The organism is Bradyrhizobium sp. 141 (assembly GCF_023074055.1).
In the GTDB taxonomy this organism is placed as follows: Bacteria; Pseudomonadota; Alphaproteobacteria; order Rhizobiales; family Xanthobacteraceae; genus Bradyrhizobium.
The window spans coordinates 49,595-62,074 of record NZ_JADPKR010000018.1; the positions used below are offsets into that span (position 1 = coordinate 49,595).

The window sequence follows — 12,480 nt, forward strand, 5'->3', positions numbered from 1 at the left end:
TCACCGCCGGCCGCGCGGCGCCTCCGCCTTGGCCGGCTGCTCGGTCTGCGGGCCGCAGCTCGCGGCCGCAAGCGTTGCCTGCGCCTGCGGCATCAGGCCTGGCTCGGGGGCGAGCGCCTTCATCACGATCAGGCCGGTGGTAGACGGGGAATCGATGATCAGGCGGTCGGCCGCGGTGACCTCTTCGTCCTCGGGCAGTTCGTTGTGCTGCGCTTCCGTCATCAGGTCGAGCTCGATCACCTTGCGGCCCGCCGAGCGGTCGTTGATGGCGTAATAGGCGATCTCGTTGCGGGTGTAGAACGACACCGAGGTGTAGGCCTGGCTCACCGGCACCGTGAGCTTGATCGGCCCGCTTGCGAGGTCGTAGCGGCAGATCGCCAGCGCAAAAGCCGGGTCCATGAACGGCATCGGTGACGTCTGCGGATCGGCGAGCGGAAGCTGGCTGACGCCGTTGAGCTTCGTCATCGGCGTCAGCCGCGAATAGGCATCCTGCGTCGCGATCCGCGGCAGCGCCAGCACGCTGACGAGATGGACGACGAGGCCCAGAACGATGCCGGCGACGATGGTGAACAGCAGGCGGATCATGAGCAGCCCGCCGTCGTGATGGTGGGCATCGGCGCATCGCGCTGGGTGCGGGTGGCCACGCCAACCGGCGTGTCGTAGAGGCGCAGCATAAGTGCGTAGCGCTCGATGCCGCCGGTCGGCAGCCAGTTGCCGGCGCGCGAGCGCGAGGCGATGCGGATCTCGAACGAGCCGTCGGACTGCCGCACGATCTCCTGGCTGGTGAAGCCGTAGCGCTGGAGCGAATTGGCGACGAGGTGGCCCTTGCGGTCATAGAGAGTCAGCGTCCAGAACCGCGCCGGCGGCGTCACGCCGGAGACGACGACGTCGCAGCGGCCGTCGAGCGCCTTCTTCTTGTCGTCAGTGGTGGCGGTGAAGGCGACGCCGTCGCCGGTGCCGATCGGCAGCTCGCCGTTGCGCACGATGGTGGCGCGCGAATAGGGATCGACGTCGGCGGTGCCGGTGCGCGGCCGCGCGGTCCAGGCGCCGATCGTCAGCGCGCCGATCTCGGTGCCGCGCGTCGTCGTCATCCAGGTGGCGCCGACGCCGACCACGGTCGCGAGCAGAAGGGCCGTCAATGTGATCAGGATCAGCCGCACTTGTTTCGATCAGTTCTTGCGCGGGACGGAGGCGTTGGCATTCTCTTCCGCATAATTCTGCGGGAAGGCGAGCGCGCTCGTCGCCGAGGACGGCCCGGCCGGCTTGGTGCCGGCATCGGCCGATTTCTTTGCGATCTTGGCCGCGTCATCCAGCAGCTTCTCGACGCGCACCAGGATGTCGGCGCCGCGCTTGGTCAGCACCGGCGGCGGACCCGGCTTGGTCTCCAGGATCTTCGGCGCCGCATTGGCCTGCGCGTTGCTGACATGCTGCGGCGGCAGCTTCTGGCCCATGCCGATGCCGGGGATCTCCCGGACCTCGACGCCCTGATGCGCCGCGAGCATGATGTCGTGCCAGGTCTGCGCCGGCAGCGAGCCGCCGGTCATGCGGTTGGTCGGCGAATAGTCGTCGTTGCCGTACCACACCGCGCAGGTGAAATTGCCGGTGTAGCCGACGAACCAGGCGTCGCGATACGCGTTCGTGGTGCCGGTCTTGCCCGCGGTCGGAATGCCGTCGAGGGCTGCGCGGCGCGCGGTGCCTTCGCTGACGACGTGGCTCATCATGCCGGCCATGTCGGCGGCAACGGAAGCGGGGATCGCCTGCCGCGGCTTCGGCCCGTCGCGGTCCCAGCGCCAGACGAGGTCGCCCGCGCCGGTGCGCACTTCGAGCACCGAATGCGGCGTCACCGCTTTGCCGCGATTGGGGAAGGTCGCGTAGGCGACCGCGTGCTCAAGCACGGTGACTTCGTCCGAGCCGATCGGCAGCGACGGCGTGTCGGGCAGCGGCGCCTTGAGGCCGAAGCGGCGTGCGACCTCGACGATCTTGGCGCGGCCGATCTTGGCCGGGTTCGGCGCCTTCGGCTGCTCCTTCTGGCCGATCGCGATCGAGAGCTTCACCGGCACGACGTTGATCGAGCGCGTGATCGCCTGCGTCAGGGTCACCGAGCCGGAATAGGAGTGGCCATAATTCTGCGGGCACCAATTGCCGATGCAAACCGGGCCGTCGACCACGATCGAGTTCGGCGTGAAGCCGTTCAGGAGCGCGGTGGTGTAGACGTAGGGCTTGAACGAGGAGCCAGGCTGGCGGTAGGCGTCGGTGGCGCGGTTGAACTGGCTGGCGCCGTAGTCGCGGCCGCCGACCATGGCGCGGATGCCGCCGTCGAGATCGGACACGACGGTCGCGGCCTGCGTCGCGTGATAGTCGCGGCCGAACTGGCGCAGCTGGTTCTCGACCGCGTCTTCGGCGGCCTTCTGCACGTTGGCGTCCATGGCAAGACGAACCACGAAGACGCGCTCGGTGTACGACTTCGGGAACGTATCGACCAGCTTGCGCATCTCGTCGAAGGCGTAGTCGAGATAGTAGTTCGGCGAAGCCTCGTCGCGGCGGTCGACCGCGAAGGCGGGGTTGCGGCGGGCGCCGAACACCTGGCCCTCGGTCATGAAGCCGGCATCGACGAGGTTGTCGAGCACGACGTTGGCGCGGGCGCGGGCGGCGGGCAGGTTGATGTGGGGTGCGTATTTGGTCGGCGCCTTGAACAAGCCGGCCAGCATCGCAGCTTCCGCCAGCGTCACGTCGCGCGCGGATTTGTTGAAGTAGAAATGCGCCGCGCCGTCGACGCCGAAGGTGCCGCCGCCCATATAGGCGCGGTCGAGATACAGCTTGAGGATCTCGTTCTTGGTCAGGCGCCATTCCAGCCAGACCGCGAGGAAGGCCTCGTTGACCTTGCGTTCGATGGTGCGCTCGTTGCTCAGGAACAGGTTCTTGGCGAGCTGCTGGGTGATCGATGAGCCGCCCTGGCGGACGCCGCCGGCCTGGGCGTTGGTGACGAGCGCGCGCGCGGTGCCGGCGATGTCGATGCCGAAATGCTCGTAGAAGCGGCGGTCTTCGGTCGCCAGCGTCGCCTTGATCAGCACGTCAGGAAAATCTTCAAGCGGGATCGAGTCGTTGTGCTTGATGCCGCGGCTGCCGATCGGGTTGCCGTAGCGGTCGAGGAAGGTCACCGCGAGATCGGACTTCTTCAGCCAGTCCTCGTCCGCGGTCTCGCGGAAGGCGGGGATGGCGAGGGTGAGCATCACGACCAGGCCGCCGAGGCCGAGGGTCGCGGCCTCCGACAGCGGCTCGATGAACACCCAGCGCTTCCACCGCCCGACATAGAAGCGGTCCATGAAGGTCGAGTAGCGCTCGTAGAGCTCGCGGATGCCCTTGGCCGAGGAGAACAGCGAGGAGTCGATGCGCGCATCGAGGTCCAGGAAGAAGTTCCGGACCTTCTGCTTCCAATGCGGTGGTATGATCTGGCGCACCTAGAACCCTTGAGGCTCGCTTCGAAAGCGTTCAAGCACCCGGCCGGGGCGGCATCGAGACGTCTTGGGGGAATGTTGCGGCAAACCCAAGGCGCCCGGCCAGCATCCGAGGGACTTGCTGTTCCTTCTAGCCGAGCGGAGCCCATAAACCAATGGTCACGCTCGCGATTTTGAACAACAGGCCTAATTGACCCCGGGTCATTACGGGCCTCAAAGGTGCGTTGCTTGCACCACCCCGGCCGCACGCCCTAGATGGCGTTGCCGTAGCTCTTTTGAACTTTTGTTGAGGCGCATGACCGCAGTTCCCAAACGACCTTCAGGCCAGGAAGGATTCTTCTGGAAAACCAAGACGTTGGAAGAGATGTCGGGGCACGAATGGGAAAGCCTGTGCGACGGCTGCGGGCGCTGCTGCCTGAACAAGCTCGAGGACGAGGACACCGGCGAGATCTATTTCACCCATATCGGCTGCAAGCTGCTCGATGGTGCCAGCTGCGCCTGCAAGGACTATCCGAATCGGTCCGACAAGGTTCCGGATTGCGTCCGGCTGACGCCGGCCAATGTCCGCACCCTGAATTGGCTGCCGCCGAGCTGCGGCTACAAGCTCGTTGCCGAGGGCCGCGACCTCTATTGGTGGCATCCGCTGGTGTCCGGCGATCCCAACACAGTGCATGAAGCCGGCGTCTCCGTACGCGGCCGGGTCGAAGGCAGCGAGGAGGAGATCCCGGACGAGGAGCTCGAGGACCACATCGTGCAATGGCCGGCCTTGCTGCCGAAACGAGCCCGCTTGAAGAAGCGGCCCTGAGCAGCTGTGCGCAGCGGTCGCATGCAGAGGCACTTCACATTCAAGGGTTGAGGCGCTAATCTGGTTGTAGATTTAAGGCTGGAATTATTCAGGTTGTTTCGAGTTATTGAGGTACCCTAAATTTTTGAGGGGTCCGATGAATATTGATCCGGTTCACCCGATACCGACGGACGACGAGAACAAGCCACCGGAACCGACCACCGCGCTTTGCCTTTCCGGCGGAGGATATCGCGCCATGGTGTTTCATATCGGCGTCCTTTGGCGCCTCTATGAGACGGGGCTGCTGGAGAACGTTAAGCGCATATCGAGCGTTTCAGGCGGGTCGATCACTGCCGGCATGTTAGCGCTGGCGTGGCCCGGCCTCAGTTTCAAACCTGGCAGCGTCAACAGCGATTTCATTCCGAAATTCGTCGCGCCGTTGCGCGCCTTCGCCGGCGTCACAATCGACGCCGAGTCGGTCATCCTGGGCGCGCTGTTACCGGGCAGCATCGGCGACCGTATCGCCGAGGCGTACGACGATCACCTCTTTCACGGCAAGACGCTGCAGGACATGCCTGACGAGCCGCGCTTCGTGATCAACGCGACCAATGTGCAATCGGGCGTTCTCTGGCGTTTCATGAAGCCCTATATGCGCGACTACCGAGTTGGCGAGGTGAAGAATCCGAAGATTCTCCTGGCGCAGGCGGTCGCTGCGTCGTCCGCGTTTCCACCGGTCCTGTCCCCGTTCGAACTGCGCCTCAAGGACGCGGACTTCGTGCCGGGCACCGGGCTCGATCTCCAACGCCCGCCATTCACGACGCGCGTCGTTCTCAGCGACGGTGGGGTCTATGACAATCTCGGCTTGGAGACAGCATGGAAGCGGCACCAGACCGTTCTAGTCAGTGATGCCGGCGGCAAGACCCAGGAAGAGGAACGGCCGGAGACGGACTGGCCGCGGCATTCCTACAGGGTTCTCAATCTGATCGACAACCAGGTGCGTTCGCTGCGCAAGCGCCAGGTCGTCGACTCCTTCAAGTCCGGAACGCGCAAGGGCGCCTATTGGGGCATCCGCACCGACATTGCCGATTACCAGCTGTTTGATGCACTCAACTGTCCACCGGATCGCACGATGCGGCTGGCCGAGTTGCCGACGCGGCTGAAGAAGCTCGACCCGAAAACCCAGGAACAGTTGATCAACTGGGGTTACGCGGTTTGCGATGCGGCTGTGCGCAAGCATGTGGCGGCGGTCGGGCCGCCGCCGGCCTTCCCCTATCCGCAGTCTGGGGTCTGACGCAGAGGTTCGAACGTGGCAAAGCAACGCAAGCAGGGACGTGGATCGCGTCGGGGCGCGCCGAAATCGGCAGATGCGCCCCTATCGACCGCGACGGAGGGAGCCGCATCCGGTTCGAGCGCACCTGCAAATGCACCGACCCCAAAGCCGCAGTCCGGCACGACTCAGCCTCCGCCGAGCGATGCTGGCACCAAGGCGGACAGGCCTCTGCAGTTCTCGGTTCCGGCGGAACTCGTCGAGCATATCCTGTTAGGCCCCGTCGACGACCGCCGCGTGCTCCAGGATTCCCCCTTGTTGGGTGACGTCTGGGCCGCTTATGCGCTTGATCCGGGCCTCGTTCAGGACGTGTTGATAACGCCGCACAAGAACGTCACCGCAGCGGCCGTTGCCCAAATCATCCCGCGGGGGATAGATCTGCGCCTGCAGGAGCGCCAGGCCGAAGATCCGCCGCCATCGAAGCGGCCGAAGGTGAGGGCGAAGGTTGCCTATCTGCAGGGCCTCGTGGGGGCGAGGCTGTATTTCGACGAAGTGCTCCGCATCCTCGTGCCTCTGACGCAATGGTGGAGCCAGTCCAAGCTTCAGGAAAGAATACTGAAGATCGACAAGGCCAACCTGCACGCGTTGCTGCAGCGAGAGCCTGACCAGCGCGGCGACGATCAGAAAAACTTTACGTCGCTCGAAAGGTACATCGCGCTCGCGGGCTTGATCTATTGGATCGGCAAGCTCGAGCGTCCGACCATTCCGGGCAGCGCCCCGCCTGAGCCGGTGCCGCATCTGCCGCGGCTCCAGATCGATGAGGCGTTCCGCGCCTATCTTCCCCATGTCCCCGAAATCATCGCAAGCATGTTCGAGCTTTACGGAGTGATTCAGGCCAATCCTAAAGCGCTTGCATCGGACGATCCCGACGACGACGAAGCCGGGAGCGAAGGCTACATCTTCCAGGTCTCGCTCAACCGCGTCGCGTCGGCGGCGCTCGACCGCTCCGTGCCGGCCGTGAAGGCCGATGCCGCGCACTCCCTGTTCAACGTGAACTGCAAGAACATCATTTGGGCGGTGCTCGATTCCGGCATCGACGCCGGGCACGAGGCCTTCGCCGAGCCGGACAAGCCTGACAGATCGCGCGTCAGGAAGACATTCGATTTCACGAGGATTCGCGAGATTGTCAGCAACGACGAAAACGACATCGCCGCCGCCGAACTCGAGGAAATTGCGAATGCCGCCGGCATCGAACCCGCCGCGGCGTCGGACTATCTGAAGGAGATTGCCGCGAACGCAAGGGCAAAACGCCCCATCAACTGGGGGATCGTCGAAAAGCTGATCACGCTCAAGAATCCACCGCAGCCGGTCAGCCCGCATGGCACCCACGTCGCGGGGATCATCGGCGCCGATGGAAGCAGGACCAACCATCCCGACGGCATGTGTCCCGACATCCGCATCTACGATTTCCGTGTTCTGGGCAAGACCATCGATGATACTGAATTCGCGGTCATCGCCGCGCTACAATACATTCGCTACGTGAACGAGCGGCACAACTACATCACGATTCACGGCGCCAATCTCAGCCTGTCGATCCCGCACAACGTTCGCAATTACGCCTGTGGGCGCACGCCGGTGTGCAACGAATGCGAGAGGCTCGTGGAGAGCGGGGTCGTGGTCGTGGCCGCGGCGGGTAATCGCGGCTTCCAGAAGCTCACGACAACCGACGGCGGCGTTTTCGAAAGCTATGCCGCGTTCAGCATCACGGATCCGGGAAATAGCGAGAGCGTCATCACGGTCGGGTCCACGCACGGCAACTGGCCGCACACCTATGGTGTGAGCTTCTTCTCGAGCCGTGGCCCGACGGGCGATGGTCGCCTCAAGCCGGATCTGGTGGCGCCGGGGGAGCGGGTGCAATCGTGTGTCGTCGGCGGCGATCACCAGGAGTGGGGACCCGAATCCGGTACCAGCATGGCCGCGCCGCACGTCAGTGGCGCCGCTGCGATGCTGCTCGCGCGTTACGAGGAACTGATCGGCCAGCCTCGGCGGGTCAAGCGTATCCTATGCGAAAGCGCGACCGATCTCGGTCGCGAACGCAGTTTCCAGGGCCACGGCATGCTGGACGTTCTGCGCGCGTTTCAATCCATCTAGGGAGGTGAAGATGATCTTCAGTCTCGACGTCTTGCGCGCCCGCAAGGGCGATTGCCTGATGCTCCATTTCGGACCGGATGGGGATCCGCACCTCATCCTGATCGATGGCGGTCCGTCCAATGTCTACAAGCCGTTTCTCAAGCCGCGGCTGAAGCTCGTTCACGAAGCGCGTGAGCTCGATGAAGACGCGCCCTTACCGGTCGACGTCGTCATGGTGAGCCATGTCGACGACGACCACATCAAGGGAATTCTCGACCTCACCAAGGAGCAGCGCACCAACAGCCCCGATGTGCGGCTCGACGTGACCAGCCTGTGGCACAACAGTTTCGATGATCTGCTCAAGACCAAGCCCCATGAACTGGTGGCAGGTTTCGGCACCGCGTCGGTCGAGACGACGGCTGCGGCAGGTGAGGCGGGCATCGATTCCGGGAGCGTGCTGGCGAGCTTCGGAGCCAGCATGCTCAGGGATGACGCCGAGATCGAAGACGAGGACATGCATCAAACGGTCGAAGTGCTGTCCAGCATTCCGCAGGGGCGCACCTTGCGGGACGATGCCGAGGCCCTCGGCTGGAGGCCCAACCACAAATTCAAGGGCAAGCTGATCCTTGCGGCCGAAATTGCGAAGCCGGTGACGCTCGGCGACCTGACGATAACGGTGGTTGGGCCGATGCAGCCGGAACTGCTTGCCCTGCAGGAGGAACATGACAAATGGCTGCTTGCGCAAAAAGAGAAAAAAAAGAAGTCGCCCGAAGCCGCGCTGGCGGCTTTCGTCGATGAGTCCATTCCGAACCTGTCCAGCATCGTCGTCCTCGCCGAACTCGCGGGCCAGTCGATGCTGCTGACGGGCGACGCCCGAGGCGACAAGATTCTGGAGGGAATGGAGCTGGCCGGGCTATTGAAAGAGGGCGGCAAGAAGCACGTTGATCTCTTGAAGGTTCCGCACCATGGCAGCGATAACAACATGGAGACGATCTTCTTCGAGCGCGTGCCGGCCGATCACTACGTCTTCTCCGGCGATGGCGAGCATGGCAATCCCGAACGTGCCACGCTCGAGATGCTGCTGCAGGCTCGGGGCGTCGACGCTGACTACACGATCCACCTTACGTATCCGGTCGATGAAATCGATATCGCGCGACAAGCAGACTGGGAAAAGGAGCAAGCCAAGGAAAAGGCCCGAAAGAAGAAAAATCCGGCGTCAAAGAAGCCGGTCAGGGAGAATTGGTCGCCGGCAAAACACAGCCTTGGCGCTCTCTTCAAGAACAATCCCAAGCTCGCCAAAAAAGTGGTGATCGTCGATCCCGACAAGCCGCATCTGATCGATCTGCTCGAGCCGCTGGGCCTGTAGGGTCCGGGACTTTACGGGGGCGGCTTTCTGAAGCCGTCCCGAGCGCCCGGACTGGGAGGCCAGGAACGTCACTCACGCAAACGCGATGGCGCGTCGGTGGGATGCACCCATGCGCGGCGGTGCCTGCCGGAGAAGGACTTTGCCGTCTATGTTGTTTCGGTAGAACGAATCCCCTTCGCGGCGTTGCGCCGCCCTACGACGTCCGATCGAGATGAACAAGTTCGAACGGCAGAGCAGTTCTGCCGATATCCAGACTTTGCCCGACGATATCGCCGAAGAGCTGTCCCGGCTTCCGAGTGAAGTCATCAGCGTCGATGACGCCCCGTCGATCGCGCCGCCGGCGCCGCTGTCACAGGATGAGGTCCGCACCATCGTCATCAGTCTGATGCTGACGATGTTCCTGGCCGCCCTCGACCAGACCATCGTGGCGACTGCGCTGCCGACCATCGGACGCCAGTTTCAGGACGTCTCCAATCTCTCCTGGGTCATCACCGCCTATCTGCTCGCCTCGACCGCGGTCGCGCCGGTGTTCGGCACCTTGAGCGACATCTACGGCCGGCGCGCCATGATCATCATCTCGCTCAGCCTGTTCGTCGCGGGCTCGGTGCTGTGCGCGATCGCGCCGAACATGCCGATGCTGATCCTGGCGCGCGGCCTTCAGGGGCTCGGCGGCGGCGGCATCATGCCTGTCGTGCAGACCGTGATCTCGGACGTCGTGAGCCCGCGCGAGCGCGGCCAGTACCAGGCCTATTTCTCCAGCGTGTGGATGGTCGGCGGCATCTTGGGCCCGGTCATCGGCGGTGTGTTCGCCGAGCATCTGCACTGGTCGATGATCTTCTGGATCAATCTGCCGCTGACGGCCGCGGCGCTCGCGCTGCTGCTGCCGAAGATGAAGAAGATCCCGGTATTCCACCGCAAGCGCAAGGTCGACTGGCTCGGCGGCGTTCTGCTGATGGCCTCCGCCGTCGTCTTCATGCTGGTGCTGACCTGGGGCGGCACGCGCTTTCCCTGGCTGTCGCCGACGGTGCTCGCGATGGTGGGCGGCGCGGTCGCGCTCGTCGTCACCTTCGTCTGGCACGCGCGTCGCGCCGACGAGCCGTTCCTGCCGCTGCCGCTGCTCGGCGGACGTGTCGTGCCGTTCGGGCTGACGGCCGGCGGTTGCGCTCTCGGCGCCATCACGGGCCTCACGGTCCAGCTCCCGCTCTATTACGAATCCGTCTATCACCTCAGCGCCAGCGAGGCGGGCCTTGCGCTCATTCCGCTCGCGGCCGTCTCGACCTGCGGTGCGGCCATCGCCGGCCGTACGATGGCGCGGGCCAAGCACTACAAGCGCGTCGCCATCATCGGCACCTCCTGGGCCGCGCTGTGCGGCCTTGGTCTCACGCTGACAACGCTCCCGCTATGGGGCCTGCTGACGCTGATGGCGGCGTTTGCGCTCGGCCTCGGCACCACCTTTCCGGTCTGCGTGGTCTCAGTACAGAATTCGGTCGCGCGGCCGCAGGTCGGCACCATCACCGGCGCCTTGAACTTCTTCCGCTCGCTGATGTCGTCCTTCACGGTCGCCGCTTTCGCAGCCATCCTGCTGATCGCGCTCGGCATCGACGTTCCGCTCGCCGGCGAGCATCACGCCGCAGGCGCCGTCGCGATTCCCGCCGACGACATGCGGCACGCGTTCCGTTACGTCTTCGGCGCCGCCACCGCGCTGATGACCGGTGCCGCGCTCTGCCTGATCGCGATGGAGGAGCGGCCGCTGGCTGGCCCTTCCGTCACCAAGCACGTCGAGATGGCGGAGTAGGCTAGCCGCCTCGATCGGCGTAAGGCTCCTCCGCGACGTTACCCTCGGCGGCCTTTCGCGCCGCCGCTGCAAGATGGGTCTTGAGCTGCGCCAGTGCGTCGGCGGACCAATCATGGACATCGGTGACGGCTACCCAGGCATCGACGTAGTGTTCGGGCGCGTAGACGTGGCCAAAGCCCATCGGCGTATTGGTCGCGACTGCCATGTCGAGGGCGAGCTGCAGCATCGTCACGACGGGATACCATCGCAGCTCCGGTGACACATCCGGCCCGCGCGGCACCGTCATCCAGTCAGGGGCTTGATAGGCGTCGCGATAGGCGAAGAAGGTGATCGCGTCGCTCGCATATTGCAGATAGACGACGCGCATCGGGCCCCAGGGCGCATCTGCCGGCACCGTTGGTCCATTCTGGTTCATGAAGCGGACGAAGCGGCCGTCGCGGAATTCCGGCAGCCAGGCCGGCGAGCCCGGATTGCGGTTCGCGGTGATCGAGCGCCAGATGCGACTTTCGAACGGCGCACCGCTCCAAAGTGCGCCCGCAATCGGATCGCCAATCGTCTCGAACAGCTCTGCGGATTTCTCCGAGTTCATCGCGCCGAGGCTCAGTCCATGCAGGTACAGCCTCGGCCGCCGATCCTTCGGCAGCGTCGTCCAATAGCTGTAAATTTCGGAAAACAGGGCGCGCGCCGCTTCTGCTCCGAATTCGGGCTGAAACAGCAGCGACAGCGGACTGTTGAGATAGGAATACTGCATCGCGACACTGGCGACGTCGCCATGGTGGAGATATTCGACGGTGTCCATCGCGGCAGGGTCGATCCAGCCGGTTCCGGTCGGCGTGACGACGATGAGTGTCTCGCGTTCAAAACCGTGCTGCCGCTTGAGCTCGTCGAGCGCAAGCCTGGCGCGCGCTTGCGCCGTCTTGGCGCCGCCAAGGCCCACATAGACCCGCACGGGCTCCCGTGCGGGCCTTCCCGTAACGGCGCTGATCTCGGTTGCGGTCGGCCCTGAGGCGATAAATCTGCGCCCCATGCGTCCAAGCTGCGTCCACTTCACCAGCGAGGCGGGACTTCCTGTCCGTTCGGGCGCGGTCGGCTGTGGCCGCTCGGGCTCGAGCAAGGCGTCGACTTCGCGAAAGGACGAATCGAGCGCGTTGAATGCCGTGCGGATCAGGACATTGCTGGCGATCGACCAGAACAACAGGCCCGCGGCGAGCACGCCGATAACGTTCGCGATTCTCCGCGGAACGACGCGCCTCGTACGCGCGGCGGTGAAGCGGGCGGCAAGCGCGAACAGCCGCGCCAGCAGCAGCAGGATGACGAACGTCATCAGGGCGATGACGCAGACCTTGAGCGGATGGGCGGTCTCGACCGGCGCCAGCTTCATGACGGCGCGGATCGAGTTCTGCCATTCGGCCGCCCGCCACAGAAAAAGAATGACGACGAGCAGGCAGGCGGCCGCGACCAGCGCGTTTGCGGTCGATCTCAGGCGCGCCGACGGCTCGGGCAATTCGAGATAGTGCCACAGCCAGCGCCAGACATTGCCGGCGAGATAGCCGATCCCGAAGCAGGCGCCGGCGATGGCGCCCTGCGTGAGATAGCTCCGCGGGATCAGCGTCGGCGTCAGCGCGGCCGCGAAGAACAGGGCACCCAGCATGAGGCCGACGCCGGACAACGACAGCAATTGCC

At 64.5% G+C, this 12,480-nt stretch carries 9 protein-coding genes; 5 read left to right on the forward strand and 4 right to left on the reverse strand.

The genetic code is table 11. From position 1 onward, the window contains the following. The 3 genes from IVA81_RS06290 to IVA81_RS06300 are packed head-to-tail and all read right to left on the reverse strand — an operon-like array spanning nucleotide 1 to nucleotide 3,458. Nucleotides 1-585 (reverse strand): DUF1254 domain-containing protein, encoded by a 585-nt coding sequence (locus IVA81_RS06290; protein WP_247313847.1) that lies wholly within the window; start codon nucleotides 583-585, stop codon nucleotides 1-3. After that, nucleotides 582-1,160, reverse strand: a complete 579-nt coding sequence (locus IVA81_RS06295) for a DUF1214 domain-containing protein (RefSeq protein ID WP_247313849.1) — start codon at nucleotides 1,158-1,160, stop codon at nucleotides 582-584. The genes IVA81_RS06290 and IVA81_RS06295 overlap by 4 nt, the downstream gene beginning before the upstream one ends. 9 nt (nucleotides 1,161-1,169) lie before the next feature. After that, nucleotides 1,170-3,458 carry a PBP1A family penicillin-binding protein gene (locus IVA81_RS06300; protein WP_247313851.1) on the reverse strand — a complete coding sequence of 763 codons (2,289 nt, stop codon included), beginning with the start codon at nucleotides 3,456-3,458 and terminating at the stop codon, nucleotides 1,170-1,172. 292 nt (nucleotides 3,459-3,750) lie between these two features. Between IVA81_RS06300 and IVA81_RS06305 the strand changes: the two genes are divergently transcribed. The 5 genes from IVA81_RS06305 (at nucleotide 3,751) to IVA81_RS06325 (ending at nucleotide 10,797) form a co-directional block, all read left to right on the forward strand. Next, nucleotides 3,751-4,260, forward strand: a complete 510-nt coding sequence (locus IVA81_RS06305) for a YcgN family cysteine cluster protein (RefSeq protein ID WP_247313854.1) — start codon at nucleotides 3,751-3,753, stop codon at nucleotides 4,258-4,260. 136 nt (nucleotides 4,261-4,396) lie between these two features. Then, nucleotides 4,397-5,530: a patatin-like phospholipase family protein gene (locus IVA81_RS06310; protein WP_247313857.1), complete on the forward strand. Its 1,134-nt coding sequence runs from the start codon at nucleotides 4,397-4,399 to the stop codon at nucleotides 5,528-5,530. Between the two features lie 291 nt (nucleotides 5,531-5,821). Then, nucleotides 5,822-7,657 (forward strand): S8 family peptidase, encoded by a 1,836-nt coding sequence (locus tag IVA81_RS06315; protein WP_247313860.1) that lies wholly within the window; start codon nucleotides 5,822-5,824, stop codon nucleotides 7,655-7,657. Between the two features lie 211 nt (nucleotides 7,658-7,868). Further along, nucleotides 7,869-9,002: a hypothetical protein gene (locus IVA81_RS06320; RefSeq protein ID WP_346659369.1), complete on the forward strand. Its 1,134-nt coding sequence runs from the start codon at nucleotides 7,869-7,871 to the stop codon at nucleotides 9,000-9,002. Between the two features lie 211 nt (nucleotides 9,003-9,213). After that, nucleotides 9,214-10,797, forward strand: coding sequence for an MDR family MFS transporter (locus IVA81_RS06325; RefSeq protein WP_247313863.1), 1,584 nt, complete (start codon nucleotides 9,214-9,216; stop codon nucleotides 10,795-10,797). Nucleotide 10,798: 1 nt separating this feature from the next. On the opposite strand, the gene IVA81_RS06330 is transcribed toward IVA81_RS06325, so the two are convergent. Continuing rightward, nucleotides 10,799-12,448: an alpha/beta-hydrolase family protein gene (locus IVA81_RS06330; RefSeq protein WP_247313935.1), complete on the reverse strand. Its 1,650-nt coding sequence runs from the start codon at nucleotides 12,446-12,448 to the stop codon at nucleotides 10,799-10,801. Nucleotides 12,449-12,480: the final 32 nt, after the last annotated feature.